The 17,948-nt window shown below is 58.6% G+C and carries 14 protein-coding genes and 1 tRNA gene; all 15 read left to right on the top strand.

Going from position 1 to position 17,948, the window contains the following annotated elements:
* The first annotated feature begins 141 nt into the window (after positions 1–141).
* The 15 genes from BQ5379_RS10500 (at position 142) to BQ5379_RS10430 (ending at position 17,856) form a co-directional block, all read left to right on the top strand.
* On the top strand, positions 142–882 hold the full coding sequence (locus BQ5379_RS10500; protein ID WP_071135390.1) for a 2-phosphosulfolactate phosphatase: 741 nt from the start codon (positions 142–144) through the stop codon (positions 880–882).
* A complete protein-coding gene (locus BQ5379_RS10495; RefSeq protein ID WP_071135389.1) occupies positions 879–1,121 on the top strand; it encodes a putative signal transducing protein in 243 nt (80 codons plus the stop codon). The genes BQ5379_RS10500 and BQ5379_RS10495 overlap by 4 nt, the downstream gene beginning before the upstream one ends.
* A gap of 3 nt (positions 1,122–1,124) precedes the next feature.
* Positions 1,125–2,306, top strand: a complete 1,182-nt coding sequence (locus BQ5379_RS10490) for an aminotransferase class I/II-fold pyridoxal phosphate-dependent enzyme (RefSeq protein WP_071135388.1) — start codon at positions 1,125–1,127, stop codon at positions 2,304–2,306.
* Positions 2,288–3,001, top strand: a complete 714-nt coding sequence (locus tag BQ5379_RS10485) for a pimeloyl-ACP methyl esterase BioG family protein (RefSeq protein WP_071135387.1) — start codon at positions 2,288–2,290, stop codon at positions 2,999–3,001. The genes BQ5379_RS10490 and BQ5379_RS10485 overlap by 19 nt, the downstream gene beginning before the upstream one ends.
* Positions 2,988–3,779 carry a malonyl-ACP O-methyltransferase gene (locus tag BQ5379_RS10480; RefSeq protein WP_071135386.1) on the top strand — a complete coding sequence of 264 codons (792 nt, stop codon included), beginning with the start codon at positions 2,988–2,990 and terminating at the stop codon, positions 3,777–3,779. The genes BQ5379_RS10485 and BQ5379_RS10480 overlap by 14 nt, the downstream gene beginning before the upstream one ends.
* Positions 3,776–4,450 carry a dethiobiotin synthase gene (gene bioD / locus BQ5379_RS10475; protein WP_071135385.1) on the top strand — a complete coding sequence of 225 codons (675 nt, stop codon included), beginning with the start codon at positions 3,776–3,778 and terminating at the stop codon, positions 4,448–4,450. Before BQ5379_RS10480 ends, bioD begins: the two co-directional genes overlap by 4 nt.
* Before the next feature lie 78 nt (positions 4,451–4,528).
* A complete protein-coding gene (locus BQ5379_RS10470; RefSeq protein ID WP_071135384.1) occupies positions 4,529–5,332 on the top strand; it encodes a CPBP family intramembrane glutamic endopeptidase in 804 nt (267 codons plus the stop codon).
* Between the two features lie 63 nt (positions 5,333–5,395).
* Positions 5,396–6,268: a YceB family lipoprotein gene (locus BQ5379_RS10465; RefSeq protein ID WP_071135383.1), complete on the top strand. Its 873-nt coding sequence runs from the start codon at positions 5,396–5,398 to the stop codon at positions 6,266–6,268.
* Positions 6,269–6,309: 41 nt separating this feature from the next.
* Positions 6,310–7,746: a peptidylprolyl isomerase gene (locus BQ5379_RS10460; RefSeq protein WP_083377715.1), complete on the top strand. Its 1,437-nt coding sequence runs from the start codon at positions 6,310–6,312 to the stop codon at positions 7,744–7,746.
* Between the two features lie 25 nt (positions 7,747–7,771).
* Complete coding sequence (locus BQ5379_RS10455; protein ID WP_071135382.1) at positions 7,772–10,147, top strand: OstA-like protein; 2,376 nt, start codon at positions 7,772–7,774, stop codon at positions 10,145–10,147.
* Positions 10,148–10,160: 13 nt separating this feature from the next.
* On the top strand, positions 10,161–11,108 hold the full coding sequence (locus BQ5379_RS10450; protein WP_083377714.1) for a M28 family metallopeptidase: 948 nt from the start codon (positions 10,161–10,163) through the stop codon (positions 11,106–11,108).
* Positions 11,109–11,303: 195 nt separating this feature from the next.
* Positions 11,304–11,377: transfer RNA gene (locus BQ5379_RS10445), tRNA-Met, on the top strand.
* A 930-nt stretch (positions 11,378–12,307) separates the two neighbouring features.
* On the top strand, positions 12,308–14,998 hold the full coding sequence (locus BQ5379_RS10440; RefSeq protein WP_071135381.1) for a glycoside hydrolase family 3 protein: 2,691 nt from the start codon (positions 12,308–12,310) through the stop codon (positions 14,996–14,998).
* Positions 14,999–15,434: 436 nt separating this feature from the next.
* Positions 15,435–16,673 (top strand): ABC transporter permease, encoded by a 1,239-nt coding sequence (locus BQ5379_RS10435; RefSeq protein WP_071135380.1) that lies wholly within the window; start codon positions 15,435–15,437, stop codon positions 16,671–16,673.
* Positions 16,666–17,856: an ABC transporter permease gene (locus BQ5379_RS10430; RefSeq protein ID WP_071135379.1), complete on the top strand. Its 1,191-nt coding sequence runs from the start codon at positions 16,666–16,668 to the stop codon at positions 17,854–17,856. The genes BQ5379_RS10435 and BQ5379_RS10430 overlap by 8 nt, the downstream gene beginning before the upstream one ends.
* The last annotated feature ends 92 nt before the right edge of the window (positions 17,857–17,948 follow it).

Below are 17,948 nucleotides of genomic sequence, written 5' to 3'. Positions count from 1 at the left end.
AAGAAGCACATTTCCCGAAAAAACACTTCTCAAAAGAGGCACTGTTTGGGAAAAACGCTTCTCAAAAAGTACACTTCACGGGTTCCTTCCCGGCAGAAACGGGGGAAAGAGGGCTGCGGGTAGTTCTCAAGGAGAGAAAACATGGAAATCGACATCATCGGCACAGCCGCCGAAGTAAGTCCCGAACGCGTCGAAGGACGCAACGTCGCCGTGATCGACGTCTTTCGGGCCACCTCCGTCATGGTGACCGCACTGGGCAACGGTGCCCGCGAGATTATCCCCATGACCGGCATCGAAGAGAGCTTCCGGCTGCGCGACCGCCTCGTCGCCGAACACCGACAGCAGGGAGACCCAGGTCCCGTCCTGCTCGGCGGCGAACGCAACACCGTCATTATCGAAGGCTTCGACCTCGACAACTCGCCGCTGCGCTACACGCCCGAAGTGGTACGCGACGCCACCATCGTCATGAGCACCACCAACGGAACCCGCGCCGTAAACTGCGCCCAGGGTCTCGCCAACGAAATCTACATCGCCGCGCTGCTCAACGCCGACGCCGTGGCCGACCGCCTCGGCAGCCTCGACCGCGACGTGGCCCTCGTTTGCTCCGGACGCCACAACCGCTTCACCATCGAAGACTCGCTCTGCGCCGGCATGATGGCACAATATTTGGCCCGCAATTACGGATACAGACTCACCGATTTCGCGTGGTGGTGCGCCGAAGTCTACGAACGCTACGAAAACGACCTGCAGGGCGCCCTCGACCACTGTCTCCACTACCACACCATCAAGAACCGATGGAGCGAAGACATTGCCTGGTGCCTGCACCGGAACGTCATGACCACCACCCCGCACATCACTAAAGAGGGAGGAATCAGACCATGACAACCCACAACGATCCGAGCAAACTGACCACCATCAAACGCTACACCACCCCCGGCGAAGCCTACATCGACGCCGAACTGCTCCGCAACAACGGCATCGAATGCTGCGTCGAAGGGGCCATCGGAGGCACCATGCTGCCCTTCATTCAGGGACAGGTGCGATTGGTGGTAGCCGAAGCCGACGCAGCCCGAGCCGTGGAGATCGTTCCCGGCGCCGCGCTGCCCAAGGAGAAGGAGTAACCCATGACCCGCGAAACCGACATCCTCGACCGACTGGCCGCGCAGGGCAACCTGCGCAGTCTCAAGACCCTGCGCACGCAAGGCACCCGCCTCTGCACCACCACGGACGACGGCCGGGACTACTGCAACCTGTCGTCGAACGACTACCTCGGGCTCGCCGACCTCGCTCTTCAGCACGATTTTCTGGAGAGCCTTGACACCACAGGCCGTTACCTGCTGGGCAACCCCTCGTCGCGGCTGATGACCGGCAACAGCCCGGCCTACGATCGGCTCGAAACCACGCTCGCCCAGTCGGTCGGCGCAGAAACCGCCCTGGTGCTCGGCTCCGGTTTTGCCGTCAACAGCGGCGTACTCCCCGCCGTCACCGAGAAGGGAGACCTCATACTGGCCGACAAACTCGTACACGCCAGCCTGATCGACGGTCTGCGGCTCTGCGACGGCACCGAGTGGCAACGCTACCGCCACAACGACATGAACCACCTGGCCACCCTGCTCCGGAAAGCGCAGGGCAAAGGCTACCAGCGCATCATCGTCGTGACCGAGAGTCTCTTCAGCATGGACGGCGACTTCGCCCCGCTCGGGACGCTGGCCGAGCTGCAACAACAGTACGGTTTCCTGCTCTACCTCGACGAAGCCCACTCCTTCGGCGTCTACGGCCCCGCGAGCCGCCCGGGAACGGGACTGCTCGCCGCCTACAACGCCGCCCATCCCGATGCCCCCCTGCGCGCCGAATACCACGTGGTCACCTTCGGCAAGGCACTGGCGTCGGTCGGCGCCGCGCTGATCTGCTCGCGTGCGACCAAAGAGCTGCTCGTCAACCGGATGCGCCCCCTGATCTTCTCCACGGCCCTGCCCGACATCTCGCTGGAGTGGACCCGCTACCTGATCGAACGACTCGCCGAATTCGAACCCCGCCGACAACAACTCCACCGGCTGATCGAACTCATCAACACCCGCCTCGCCCCCGCCGTTCCCTACCGGTCGCAAATCATTCCGATCATGGCCGGCAGCAACGAAAATGCCCTGCGGATGGCCGCCGCGCTGCGCGAGGCCGGCTACTGGACCACCGCCATCCGCCACCCCACCGTTCCGCAAGGCGAAGCCCGTCTGCGCGTTTCGCTCTGCGCCAGCCACACCCCGACCGAAATCGAACAATTCGCCACCCTATGCAGGCAACTTGGATAACCCGACACGCACGCCCCGACGCTGAGAAAAGCGTCATCGTCTTTGCAGCCGGCTGGGCCGGTTCCGACCAGCTCGTCCGCCACCTGCCCCTGCCCGCAGGCCACGACCTGCTCTGCCTGTTCGACTACCGCACCCTGCCCTCCGCGACGGAACTCCGAGCCCTGGTCTCCGAACTGTCCCCCTACCGGCAGCACCACCTCATCGCCTGGTCATTCGGCGTATGGGCCGCCAGCCAACTCTTTCAGCAAGAGCCGCTGGAGTGGACCACCGCCACCGCCATCGGCGGGACGCCCCGCCCCATCGACGACGCATACGGCATTCCGGCCCGCGCCTTTGCCGTTACCGTCCGCAGCATCGGCGGCGCCGGTATCACCAAATTCCTCGAACGCATGTGCGGCACGCCCGAGATCCTGCGCGAATACTACCGTCACCGCTCGACCCGTCCGCTCGACGAGATCTACGACGAACTGACCTCGCTCCAGCGGCAGGCACTCGCCGAAACGCCCACGCCTCCCGCCGCAAGTTTCTGGACACGGGCCATCGTCGGCGGTCACGACGCCATCTTCCCCCCCGACAACATGGAACGTTACTGGAACGAAGCCCGGGTCCCCGTGACCCTCCGTCCCGACATGCCTCACTACCCGCTCTACGAGTCCGGGATATTCACCTCCGCCGTCTCCGATGAAACACGATAAAGAACTGTTACAGAGACGTTTCTCGCGCAACCTGCGCACCTACGACACACTGGCCGTGGTCCAGCGTTCGATTGCCGACCGCCTCGGCAGCGAACTCGCCGTCATCGATCCGCCCGTCATCCGTCGCGGTGTCGAGATCGGAGCTGGAACCGGCTTTCTGACGCGCCACCTGGTCCGCCTCTTCCCTGCCGCCGAATGGACCGTCAACGACCTCGTTCCCGCCAGCCGCGAATATCTGCCACCAGTTACCGGCACCGGAACGCCCGTCCGCTTCACACCCGGCGACGGCGAAGCCTTCGATTTCGGACAATCACGCTACGACCTGATCGCCAGCGCCTCCGCCGTACAGTGGTTCGACGACCTGCCCGCCTTTATCGCCCGAAGCGTCGCCGGACTTGCCCCGGGCGGACTCCTCGCACTGACCACCTTCGGCCCCGAGAACTTCCGCGAAATCACCGCCACCACCGGCCAGGGACTCGCCTACCTCCCCGCCGACCAGCTCTCCGCCCTGTGCCGCCAAGAGGGGATGGAGCTCCTCTTCCAGTGCGAATGGGTCGAACAGCAGCACTACCCCTCGCCGGTCGAAGTGCTCCGCCACCTGCGGCTGACCGGCGTCAACGCCGTCACCTCCGAATCATGGACCCACCGCCGGCTGCGACAGTTCGAAAGCGACTACCGCGCCGCCTTCACCCGGCATCCCGACCCAACGGAGAAAAACGAAACGGAATACGTAACTTTGACCTTCCATCCGATTATCCTAATCGCGCGAAAACCATGAGCCAACTACCCCACGGGACCTATTTCGTCAGCGGCATCGACACCGACGCCGGCAAAAGCTACGCCACCGGCATCCTCGCCCGCATGCTCGCCGAACAGGGCGAACGGGTCATCACCCAGAAATTCATCCAGACCGGTAACACCGGCCGCTCCGAAGATATCGAACTGCACCGCCGACTGATGGGCATCCCCCTGCAGCCGGTCGATCTCGACCATACGACCAGCCCCATCATCTACCGATTCCCGGCCTCGCCCCACCTCTCGGCTGCCCTCGAAGGGACCCGCGTCGACACGTCGGTGATCACGGCCGCCACCGAACGGCTTCGGTCGCAATACGACATCGTGCTGGTCGAAGGCGCCGGCGGACTGATGGTCCCCATCACGCCGTTCGACCCCGACCACACCCCTCACGAATACCTGACCATCGACTACGTGGCCGAACAGCACATGCCCCTGCTGTTTGTCACCTCGGCCAGACTGGGCAGCTTGAACCACACCCTACTCAGTTTCGAAGCATGCCGCGCCCGGAACATCGAAGTGGCCGCCGTGCTCTGGAAACTCTACCCCGAAGGCGACCCCATCATCGCCGCCGACACCCGCGCCTACATCGCCGCCTACCTGCACCGCTACTGGCCCCAAGCCCGTATCATCGACATCCCGAAAGCCGACTAACTCCGCGCCGTGCCGCCTGCCCTGCGTCCGGACAGTCCCCTTCAAACGCCCATGCAACAAAACCCGACATCACCCATCTTGCGCAGCCTCTGGTTCACGATCCTCAGCATCGTAGCGCTCTACTTTGCCAGCACCCTGCTGTTCCATCTGATGCTCAGCCCGCTGGGAGCCGTCTCGGACCCCACCTTCTGGAACTTCGTCATCTACGTGGCCAGCTTCGGAATTACCATCGGTTACGCCCTGTTCCTGAGCCGCCATCAGGGACTCGACTTTCCCTCGTTCCACCCCAGCAAGTGGATCGCCAGCCCCCGGCTGATCGCAGCCGGCGTGATCCTGATGTTCGCCACCGGCATTCTGCTGACCCCGCTGCTCGAACTGATGCCCGCCCAATACATCGAACAGCTCGACAGCTACATGCAGGGCGGTTTCTGGCCCATGTTCACGGCCGTGATCGCCGCACCGGTGCTCGAAGAGTTCCTCTTCCGCGGCATCATCCAGAAGAATCTGGTCAATCGGCTCGGCCCCGTGCCCGGCATCCTGCTCGGTGCACTGATCTTCGGCGCCGTCCACCTCATCCCCCAGCAGATCCTCTACGCCAGCTGTCTCGGTGTGATTCTCGGCACGATCTACTACCTCACCGGATCGCTCAACGGCTCCATTGCCGTCCACTTCGTCAACAACGGCCTTACCTCGCTGCTCTACATGGTGTTCGGGACCTCCAGCTCGCTCGAACACAAGATCCTCGGCCACGGCACACTCTGGCACTGGGCCTACGCCATCGCCGCCGTGGTGATGGTGCTGAGCGCCCTCCGTGCCCTGCATCTGATCCGCCGGCGACAGAGCAAAAGTGCGACGAAAAACACCGAATCGATCGAAAATTAGGGGTTTCACAAAAGAATCGTTACTTTTGCTCGTTAGCATCATACGAAAAGAAGAGGACCCGCAGTGAAACATATCCTACCGAACATAGCCGTACTACTGTCCGCACTGATCCTGGCAACCGGATGCAACAAGCTGAAACTCTATACCGTCGATAAGGGAGAAGTGCTCGCCACCGTCGGCGAACACGAACTCTACGCCAACGACATAGCCAGTCTGATCGAACCCGGCCAGCCGCTGGAAGACAGTCTGGCCGCCCTGCAGTCGATCGTCGACACTTGGGTACGCAAAGAGATCAAAACCGCCGCCGCCGAAGCCGCCATCTCGGGCCACGGCCACGACATCGAAGAGATGGTCGCCCAATACCGCAGCGCCCTGCTCACCTACAAATACGAACAGGAGTGGCTCAACGACCGCCTCGACACCACCGTCACCACGGCACAAATCAACGAATACTACGAAGCCAATCGCAACGTGTTCCGACTGGCAGGTCCGATCGTCAAGGCCCGCATCGCCCGCATTCCGGCCGGTCTGCGCCAAAGCCGCAAACTCGAGGAGATGTTCCGCTCCACGAAGGAAGAGGATCGCAACGACTTCCAGAACATCTGCCAGAAGAACCAGTACCGAACCGACGACTTCAGCACCGAGTGGACCGACTTCAGTACCGTGATTCGCCACATACCCTTCTCACAAAGCAACTTCGACGAATTTCTCCGCAGCCGGAGCTACTACGAAGTCGAAGACGACCAGTACAAATACATGATGGCGATCGACGCATTCCGTCCGACCGGCGACTACTCGCCGATGGAGCGCGAGACCGAGAACATTCGGAAAATCATCCTCAACAAACGCCGTCAGAGCCTGCTCACCCAACTGGAGGACAGCCTCTACACCACCGCACGCAACAATCAACAATTCGAGATAAAGATCAAACAATAGAACCCCGCAAGGAGTAATCCACACAGACGCACAGCCAACCTATGAGAATAGCCACCCTGATCCGCACCGGCGCGACCCTCTGCGCCACCAGCCTGCTGGGCCTCAGCGCCTCGGCCCAGACCTCAGACAGCACGGTCCGCACGACCATCACCGACGACCACTACGTCGCCGACGAAGTCACCGCCATCGTAGGCAGCAGCCAGATCCTGATGTCCGACATCGACCGCACCACTGAAGAGGTACTCCACCAGCGCCAGCAATACGGCCAGCTTTCGAACCGTCCCGCCCGTGAAGAGGCCTTCGAAACCCTGCTGCTCCAGAAGCTGCTCGCCGAGCAGGCTCGTGCCGACTCGCTGGACAAAGACCTCGGCAGCCTCGACGATCAGGTCGAACAACAGATTCAGCAAATGGTCGATGAGGTCGGTTCGGTCAAAGCCCTCGAAAAGAAATTCGGCAAAGAGATCTTCTCGATCAAAGACGATCTTAAACACCAGGCAGAAGACATGCAGCTGGCTAGCCTCATGCAGAGCAAAGTGATGGACAAGATCAGCGTCACCTACCCCGAAGTGGCCGAATTCTTCAGCACCCTGCCTCTCGACTCGCTCGAGATGGTTCCCGCCCAGTACACCTACGCCCAGATCGTCCGTTTCCCGCCCGAAACCGAAGAGCGTAAATTCGAAGTGCGTCAGCGTCTGCTCGAATTCCGCGAACGCATCCTCAAAGGGGAAAGCCTCGGTGCCCTGGCACGTCTCTACTCGATGGACCCCGGTACGTCACGCAACGGCGGCGAATGGGGCCCCGGCGACATCAACCAGCTGGTCTATCCCGTTGCCGAAGCCCTCGAAAGCCTCCAGCCCGGAAAAGTATCTGAAATCGTCGAATCCGAATACGGCTACCACCTCGTCGAACTGATCTCGATGAAAGGCAACATGGTACATTTCCGTCAGATCCTGCTCAAACCCCAGTTCACCGTCGAAGAGACCGAAAAGGAGATCCACCTACTCGACAGTCTGGCCAAAGCCATCGGCACCGACAAAGAGGCCTTTGAAAAAGCCGTGCCGCTCTACTCCATGGACAAAGAGACCAACCAGAACGGCGGTATCGTGTTCGACCTCCAACGCGCCAAACAAGAGTTCGACGCCAAGAAAGCCTCGCCGCGCTTCATGCTGGACAACCTCAACCCGCAGGACTACATTCCGCTGTCGCAGCTGAAAGAGGGGGAAGTTTCGGCTCCCTATGAAGCCATAGACCTCTCGACCGGCAGCACCGTCTATAAAATCGTGCGTCTGAACCGCATTATTCCCTCGCACCGCGCCAGCCTGACCGAAGACTACGAAATCATCGCCGAATTCGCCCTCCAGAACAAACAAAACATCGCGCTCGAAAAATGGCTCGTCGAGACCATCAAAAAGATGTACATCTGGGTAGCCCCCGAGTACCGCAACATCAAGTTCGAGCACAACTGGCTCAAAGAATAACGCCCACACGCGTCACCGACACCCTATGACCCCACGCCGTCGCATACTTCTCCGCCGGAGCCTCGTTCTGTTGTTCCTGCTGCCCTTCGTGCTGCACGCCCAACAGCCCCCCCAGCAGGACCAGATTCAGACGACACCAGCTCCGCCGCCCGCACAGCCCGAAGCCCAGACCGCTATCGTGCAATACTACGGCGAACTGATGACCCAACTGCCTTCGGATACCATTCTGTATCTGATCGACAGCGTCGTGTTCTACCACAACGGGACCTACATTCAGTGCGACAGCGCCAAACGTTACGACGAATACCGCATGGAGTGCTTCGGTAATGTCGTGATCAACAAGGACTCCACCTACATCTACGGCGACCGCGCCAGCTACGACGGCCACACCAGCATCGCCAAGATCTACTCCCCGCTGCTGAAAGTGGTCAACGGCGACGCTACCATGTGGGTATTCAACTACATGGAGTTCAATACCCAGACCAACATCGGCGAATACAACGAAGGGGCCGTCATCACCCAGCGCGACAACTTGATGGAGTCCGACCGGGGCATCTTCAGCGGTGACTCCTCGACCATCACCTTCGTCGGCCACGTCGCCATGCGCAACGACGACTACAAGATCCGCACCGACTCGGTACGCTACGACTTCGACAACGAAATCGTCACCTTCCTCACCCGCGCCTACATCTGGAACAAAGAGCGGGACTTCCTGACCGCCGAGCGCGGCGATTACGTGCGTGCCACCTCGACCTACCACTTCACCCGCAACGCGTACGCCATGACCCCCGACCAGGAGTTCTGGGCCGACACCATGAACTACGAGAGCGCCATCAGGAAGGTCACCATGCGCAGCAACCTCCAGATCCTCGACACCGCGCAACGTTCCATCGGTCTGGGCGACTACGGCTACTACAACGACTCCCTCAAGAACGGGCTTCTCACCGACAACCCCGCCCTGATCCTGTACGACACCCTTGTCGTCCGTCAGGACACCCTGCCCGCACCAGACAGCCTGATCACAGCCGGTACCAGCCTGCAAACCGTATCCGCAGACTCTGCACAGCTGGCCCCCGCAACAGCCGACTCCACCCGGCAAGTCGAAGCCGACTCGCTTACTGCACGGCAGCCCCGGATCATTCCGCCCGTCGTGCGACGAGACACCATTCAGCCCGACTCCTCGTTTGCCCGCGCCGACACCATTCTGTTCGACAGCTATCCCCCCGGCCAATCGAAACCCAAGCCTCAGCCCGCAGTACAACAGCCAGCCCCGACCATAGCGACACAGACAGACAGCATCGCCCAACAGGACAGTATTAACCTGCAAACACTTCCTGTACCTACGGGCGACACGACGCTACTTGCCACCGTAACGTCGGCAGACTCCCTGTCCCAAGCCCCCCATCCGGAAGGATCAAATCCCGCTGCTCAACTGCCGAATACCGACACATTGACTGGGAACCGACAGACAGCAAACGTACCTCAGCCCGTCGCGATAACCGGAACCCCGATAGAACCCGACCAGCCTGTCGACGACAGTTCGACGGTTCGTCCGATGATCGGTGTCGAAGAACCTCCGCATCCCACCGGACCGGACAGCACGCTGCTCGCTGCCCAGCCGACCACACCGGCAACCGGGAAAAAAGATACATTGGAACGCGTCATCCGCGCCCGCCACAACGTTCGCATGTGGCGCAGCGACATGCAGAGCGTCTGCGACTCGATGATCGCATACAGCGTCGATTCCACCTCCAGCCTTTTCGGCCGTCCGCTGATTTGGAACGGCCCCAACCAGCTCACGGCCGACCGAATCGACCTGTACAGCCGCAACGAAGAACTCGATTACGCTGAATTTATCGGCACCCCCTTCGTTACCCAGCAGGTCGAAAATGCAGACACACTCTTCAACCAGGCAACAGGACGCCTGTTGCAGACCTGGTTCCGCAACAACGAGATCAGCCGCGCCATTATGACCGGCAACGTTTCGAACTACTACTACCGCGGCGAAGACAGCCTGCCCCCCACCGATTTCATGGTGCTCACCTGCGCCAGCCTGACCATCGATTTCGAAGATCAGGAGCCCGTTCGTCTCAACTGGGGAGGACAGGGGAACTGGTATATCGACCCCATCAACAAGATTCCCTCCGGCCAAAGCCAACGGCTGCCCGGCTTCAGTTGGGAACCCGAACGTAAACCCCGCAACCGGTACGATATCACCCTGCGGTCGATCCGTCCCTCGCGCCGCCACATCGTCGAAGGCTATGCACTGCCGGTCTTCCCGATCGAAGAGCGGTTCAACGCAACCCGCGAAGCCCTGCTCCAGGGCGGCAGCTGGCGCGACCGCAGCGAACTGCTCGACAACCGTATCCTCCACCTGAACGACTACCAATACCTGTTCTGATTTACACCACACCATGATGTTGCGTCCGCTCCACCGATTCCTACGCCCGGCCCTCTACTGCCTGCTCGCAGCCGGTATGGTCGGCACCTCCCAGGCTCACGAACCCCGCCGTCAGCCCGCCAAACCCTTCCGCCACGGGCTGGAAGCCATCACGCGTCAGAACGCCGAAGCATCGTTGCGTTTTTTGGCCTCAGACGTAATGCAGGGTCGGCTGGCCGGCTCCTCCGAAGGCCACATCACGGCCCAATACCTGATCTCGGAACTCGAACAGATGGGTTATGCCGGCCGCATCGCCGAACAACCCTTCACCGGGCGCAAAGGAGAATCGCTGCGTAACATTCTGGTCACCATTCCGGGCCGCGACACCACCCGTAAAGTGATCGTGGGAGCCCACTTCGACCACGAGGGGACCAAAAACGGAGCCATCTACCATGGGGCTGACGACAACGCCAGCGGGACAGTCGTCATGCTCGAATTGGCCCGTGCAGCACAGGCTGCCGCCATTCAACCGGCCCACACGCTGATTCTGGCCTTCTGGGACGGCGAGGAGCGCGGTCTGCTCGGCTCACGACACTATGTCTCCACACTGGGTCGTGACACTGCCTCGATCGACTACTACATCAACTTCGACATGGTAGGCCGCAACAACGACGAGAGCCGCCCGCGCGTGTTCCGCTACTTCTACACCGCCAGCGAACCCCAGTTGCGCACATGGTTCGACCAGTCGGTCAGTGTCGGTCGTCTGGAAAATCTGGAGGCGGACTTTCGCCCCTGCGACCGAACCATCGGCGGCAGCGACAACACGCCTTTTGCTCGTGCCGGCATTCCGATTGTCTGGTACCATACGGACGGTCACCCCGACTACAACAAACCGACCGATACGGCCGATAAGATCAACTACCCCAAAATGTTAGACATTGCCCGGTCGGCCTGGTACCTGATTTGGCGCATGGCCTACTGATCCGTCGCGTCGAGTCCGCGCAGCGTCTTCCCGCAAAAAAAGCACAAAAAAGCACCCCAAACATTTGGAAATTCGGAATCATTCACTACCTTTGCACCGTCTTCCAAGAGAGACACTCGCCGGGCCGCCGGAGAGACTGAGAGGGAGGTTGCGAAGGAGAGAAGGGGGGAGTAATTGGGAGATAAAATCTATTATGGCGAGGTAGCTCAGCTGGTTAGAGCGCATGATTCATAATCATGAGGTCGAGAGTTCAAGTCTCTCTCTCGCTACTTAGAAATCAAAGGGTTACGGAATTCTCCGCAACCCTTTTTCTTTACCCCTGCAAACAATCTGCACGCGCACCTCTCGTATGTGCCTCGGCCTCCCGCTATCAATTCTGCCTTTTCTGGATCGCATTTCGCACCGTCCCGTAATGGGTTTGTAACGCACTCCCCGTCTTCGGGCGAATATCCACACTTCGTAAGTAATCGCTCGACAAGCCAACACCCTTCACATCCTCACAGCCCCCACCTTCTCGAGACGCCCCCCCCATGATAGCATCAATTCGCGACGTTTCGATCGGCCACGTCTATAATCTTGAGCAACGGAAACCGAGAGTAAGTTTTTTCGCCACACTCCACCTGTTCCCGAAGCTGATACTGTCATTCTTGAAGTCTCGACAACCCCACCGCTGTAAACCGGAAAGATTTTGAGGAACAATAAAATATGAGTAGATTTACAAGCAACGGGACTAAAACAGCACCACACCCAACGACAGAAACTGAAGATTCCATAGCTACGACAACTACCGCAACGTCAAGGAATCGATTACCTAATACAGGCACACGGAATCTGTCAAAAAACAACAGTAACACCACATACAGGTTCCATGTACCTGGACAGATAAATTAGCCCAGGCACATGACATTAACCGGGAGCATAGGAAGAGAACTGAACCTGTGCTGGGGAATTGTTATGAAGACCGACAACCCGGATTTTACCGCCGAGAACATGAACTGCAGGTTCGATTCGCACAATCCCGTTGCCACGTCCTGCATGCGTCCAAATCGGGAGTCTGTTGTTTACCACACAGTGTCCCGCCACACACAACAATAGAACCGGACACCAACCAACCCGAACAACCACGGTGCCGGACAACAACTATAAATGATGCCCGCGCATCGCAGCCAACAGGATAATAACCCAAAATAGCATACGAAATGAGATTTTTTACACTTGCCTGCGCCCTTGCACTCACATGGAACGGCGTACGTGCCCAGGAGAAAGAGCCGCTTTATAAAGACCCCACGCAGCCGATCGAGGTCCGGACCCAGGATCTGCTCTCGCGGATGACCCCCGACGAGAAGTTCTGGCAGCTGTTCATGATTCCCGGCGACCTGAGCCAGGATATGGAGAAGTACAAAGACGGGATCTTCGGTTTCCAGATCGGAGCGGCCGAAGGGGACGGCGCGACGGGACAGATCTTAAGATATAGTCCCGAAAGCAACGCCTATGAGATGGCAGCCAAAATCAATGAAATACAGAAATATTTTGTCGAAGAGACCCGCCTGGGGATACCGCTGATCATTTTCCACGAAGCGCTCCACGGATTATGCAGCCGCGGAGCCGTCGTCTTTCCACAATCGATCGGCATGGCCGCCTCGTTCAATCCCGATCTGATGCGCGAAGCCTCTGCCGCCATTGCCGTGGAGACCAAATCGCGCGGCATCCGGGATATTCTCTCGCCGGTAGTCAACCTGGCAACCGACGTCCGCTGGGGCCGCACGGAAGAGACCTATGGCGAAGACCCGTTCCTCTCGTCGGAGATGGCCGTCGCCTTCGTGTCGGAATTTGAGAAACGAGGCGTCATCACCACCCCCAAGCACTTCATCTCCAACGTGGGCGACGGGGGACGCGACAGCTACCCGATCTCGTCGAACGAACGCTACATCAAGGAATACACCCTGCCCCCGTTCAAAGCGAGCTTTCAGCGCGGAGGGAGCCGTTCGGTCATGACCGCCTACAACTCGCTCGACGGATCGATGTGTTCGGCCAACGACTGGCTGCTGCGTAAAATCCTGAAAGAAGAGATCGGTTTCCGAGGCTTCGTGATTACCGATGCCTGCGCGCTCGGCGGCAGCAACGCACTGCACATGACCTCCAAGGATTACGCCGGGTCAACGAAAATGGGGATCGAAAACGGACTGGACGTGATCTTCCAAACCTCGTACGACCACTATCCACTCTTTAAGGAGGCGTTCGACAAAAAGATGATCGATCCGGCCCGCATCGACGATGCCGTTGCCCGCGTGCTTCGCATCAAGTTCGAGTTGGGACTGTTCGAGAACCCGTACGTCGATGCGGATGCCGCCGAATCCCTGAACAACACGCCGGAACACCGCGAAGTCGCCCGCCGCATGGCCCGCGAATCCTTCGTGCTGCTCAAGAACAACAACAAGACCCTGCCCCTCTCGCCCGATATCAAATCCGTCGCGCTGATCGGCCACGACGTGGCTGCCGGACGGCTGGGCGGATATTTCGGACCGGGAACCAACACGATCACCATCCTGCAGGGGATGAAGGAGATACTCCCGGCCAATGTCAAGATCAATCATGCCGAAGGGGTCGGGCTCGCCCACTCCGATTATGTCGGCGTACCCTCGTCGGCCCTCTCGACGGTTGTGGACGGAGAGCAGAAAGAGGGTCTGAAAGGCGAATACTGGGCCAATTCCGATTTCGAAGGCGAGCCGGTAATGACCCAGCAAAACAACAGCCTGAGCTTCAACTGGTCGCTCTACTCCCCCAGCGCCGAGCTCATTCCCTACGACAGCTATTCGATCCGGTGGACCGGCAAGATCAAATCCCCCGTCTCGGGACGCTACGAACTCGGAGCCACCGGCAACGACGGCTACCGCATCTGGATCGACGGCAAACTGCTGGTCGACAACTGGCGCAAAGTCTCTTTCGGCACCCACACCGCACCCTTCAACTTCGTCAAGGACAAAGAGTACGACATCAAGGTAGAATACTACGAAACGGCCGGTAACGCCACCTTCAGTCTGGTATGGAACGTAGGCGTCGACCAGTCGTGGGAGAAACGGATTCAGGAAGCCGTAGCGGCAGCCAAGGCCTCCGACATCGCCATCGTGACCGTCGGCATCCAGGAGGGCGAGTTCAGCGACCGTGCCAAACTGTCGCTGCAGGGCAAGCAGGAAGAGATGGTCAATGCCGTGGCAGCCACCGGCAAGCCCGTGGTCGTGCTGATTGTCGGCGGCAGCGCCGTCACGATGGACAACTGGATCGACAACGTGGATGCCGTGATGGACATCTGGTATCCGGGCGACGAGGGTGGCTACGCCGTGGCTGAAGTGCTGACCGGCAAATACGCACCGTCGGGCAAACTGCCGATCACCTTCCCGCTCCACGAAGGCCAGCTTCCGCTGGTGTACAACCACAAGCCGACCGGACGCGGCGACAACTACAACAACCTGAGCGGACAGCCCATGTATCCGTTCGGCTACGGACTGAGCTACACCACTTTCGAATACTCGGACTTCAAGCTGGACGACGCAGAGATCGGCAAGAACGGCTCGACCAAACTGCGCCTCAAGGTGAAAAACACCGGAGACATGGAAGGAGCCGAAGTCGTACAGCTTTACATGAAAGACGTCTTGGCCTCGCTGTCCCAGCCCGTAACGCAACTCAAAGCGTTCGAGAAGGTTACCCTCAAGCCGGGCGAAGAGAAAGAGGTGGTGTTCGACATTACGCCCGACATGCTGAAACTGCTGGATGCCAACATGAAATGGACGGTCGAACCCGGCGAGTTCCGGTTTATGGTCGGCTCATCGAGCAAAGACATCCGTTTGCGCGGCAACCTGACGGTAACCGACTGCCAGGGCCCGAGAGAATAACCGGCGACAAGTCACTAAAACATCACTTCAGTTTATTGCAATAAATCGCGTAAAATCAAATGATTTCGCTCTGCAATCATCCCATAGAGAGTTCACCCTCTCTTGCGCGGCTCAACAGAAAAGAGGTCGAGGAGAACTCCTCGACCTCTTTTCTGTTTGTACTGCCACCATTCACACCCCCTCTCGGCCACCTCGTACCAGACCTCTGCACGCTCCGCTTGCTTTCCTACCCAAAAGCCATTCTCAACACTACCTTATCCTTACCGAACAAATCCATCACCCAGTCAGCAGAAACACCCCGCCCCAGATTGTAATATTTCAGAAAGTCAAGCCATAATGCTTCAGAAAATCAACGTAAAATATTATATTTGTTTTCACTGAATTTCATATAAGGACTACAGGACACGCCCCCTCACCATCTATCCTTGTCAAGCCTATGAAAAAATTACACGTTTATTTTAAACTGGCATGGAACAACATCCTGCATAACAAGTTGTTCTCGCTGTTTTGCGTCATTGTCTCAGCCTTCGCCTGCATGTTCATGTACGTGGTGCTGCAACTGACCTCCGTCATCCGAAACGACACGCCCCCGTTTTCTAATGCCAGCCGGGTCATCAGCTTTACGGATGAATTCTACGATACCGACGGACGCTATCTGGACGGTGTTCCCGCTCCGTACATCAAAACATTCCTCCAGGGACTGCGCAATTACGAAAAATACGCCATCTCCAATCCCGAACAAGTGTCGATCCTGGCCGAGGAAAGACTGGCCAGCAACCGGGTTCTGTTTGTCGGTCGGGACTACTTCACCATCAACGATTTCGAATTCATCGAAGGAAGGCCCTTCGACGACGAAGAGGCCCAGGAGGTCAACAAACCGGCCGTCATCTCGGAGAAACTGGCCCTTCAGTGCTTCAACACCACATCGGTGGTCGGCAAACAGGTCGACGTACAGGGCAATACCTATACGATCGTGGGCGTCATCCGGGACTACTCCCTCTTCTCGACTACAAAAGAGACCGTATACCTTTGGCTGCCCTACACAACCAACAAATTCCTTCCGTCCGCCCAAACGGTCTACACCATCGACATCCTGTTCCCGGAAGGGGTACCGCTGGAAACATGCAAACAAGACCTGCTCTTCGCCCTGCGTACCTTCTACAAAAACCGAGGCTTCGAACTGGACATGTCGGTCGACCAGCTCAAAACCCAGCGAGAGCTGCGCATCGAACAGTACGGCGACAACGGCCTCTATATCGGCGTGAGCGTGGTTCTGCTCCTGCTGCTGCTCATCCCGGCCATCAACATCATCACCCTGAGCGAGTCGAGCACCCAGAACCGAATGGAAGAGCTGGCCATGCGACGCGCCTGCGGAGCCACCAAACGATCCATCTTCTCGCTGGTGATGGTCGAAAACCTGATCCTGGTGGGGAGCGGTTTCGTGATCGGACTGCTGTGCACCCGGCCCGCCATCGGCTGGATCGAGCGTCTCTTTTTCCAAAGCGGAGCCGAAGGACTGAGCGCCACCCTGCTCACCGACTCGATCTCCATCCCGCAGATACTGATGCTCATTCCGTTGTGCATCGTCTTTTCACTGATTTCGGGCGGAATCCCGGCCTATATGATTACTCGCAAAAACATCTCGTCCATGCTGAAAGGAGGCTCCCATGATTAAGTACCTGCTGACCATCCTGTGGAACGACCGGCGACGATTTACCGGGATTATTCTCGAACAGATGCTGGTCTTCATCGTCCTGCTGATCTGCGTCGTCTCGCTCAACGACATGTATCAACGATACCGGGAGCCCGGTCTGCTTGACACGGACAATGTCGTCGAATTCGGTTACATGATTCCGAACAGGCAGACATACACCCCGGTGCGTCACGAGATTAATCAGGCTCTGAACGCCTCGCTCGAACGCATGCTCCAGTGGGACTACGTCGAAGGCATATCCGAAAGTTCGTCGCTGATTCCCTACCTGCGGGAAATGTATTACCGCGACTCGGTGATCATCGCCGGCAAAACCTACGAAGCCCAAAGCAAGACGGCAGACCAGGAGGCCCAGCTTGTTTTTGGCATCGAAATGGAGTGCGGCGAATGGCTGCCCGCAACATCCGACGAAACTCAACCCGCCGTGATCTCGCGGCAGTTGGCCGAACTGACCGGACTCACTGACCAAGAACTGATCGGCACAACGGTACGTATGCGCAACAGCAATCGTACCTACCGGATCACCGGAATCACCGCCGGAATCAAATCCGAAGATGTTTTTGCCAAACCCGAGCCTTGCATTATTCGACCGATAGGCCCCTACGAAGAGCAAAATAACAAGACTTACCGGGAACTTTGCGCCCGCGTTAAACCCGGACACGTCCAGGAGTTCTGCAGCGCAAGCTATCGCGAGCTCAAACGCCAGCTGCCCTACTTCGACCGCATGGAGGTGTTCAACAACAGCATGGACAATCTAAAAACGAAGATCATGTTCCCGGTCACCTCCCGGCTGAAGATGCTGGCCATTCCGACCATTTTCCTACTGATCTTCGCCTTCATCGGCACCCTGGGGCTGCTCATGCTGCATGTCAAGAAACGCACGCCCGAATTCGGACTTCACCGCGCCATCGGTGCATCCAAACGGCAACAGATGCAGATGATGATCCTTCAAAGCCTGCTGCTGACCCTGGTCGCTTCGGTTCCCGGGCTCATCCTCTCGCTGTTCATCTTCGCCGTCACGCTCGACCATATCCTGGCAACCGCCGTGGCACTGGCCATCATGCTCCTGTTCTCATTGATCAGTTCCTATTATCCCGCCCGGAAAATCGCCAGCATCAATCCCGCCGAAGTGCTCCGACAAGAATAAACACCATCTTTTCGAAGCTCCCCGGGATACACCCCATAGCCCGTCGGAAATCCAGCAGAACAATAACGACGGGCTATTTTCACCCGCTCAAA

This window comes from Millionella massiliensis (assembly GCF_900104655.1).
In the GTDB taxonomy this organism is placed as follows: Bacteria; Bacteroidota; Bacteroidia; order Bacteroidales; family Rikenellaceae; genus Rikenella; species Rikenella massiliensis.
The sequence above is the reverse complement of the archived record's forward strand: the minus strand, read 5'-3'. Positions and strand labels throughout refer to the sequence as shown.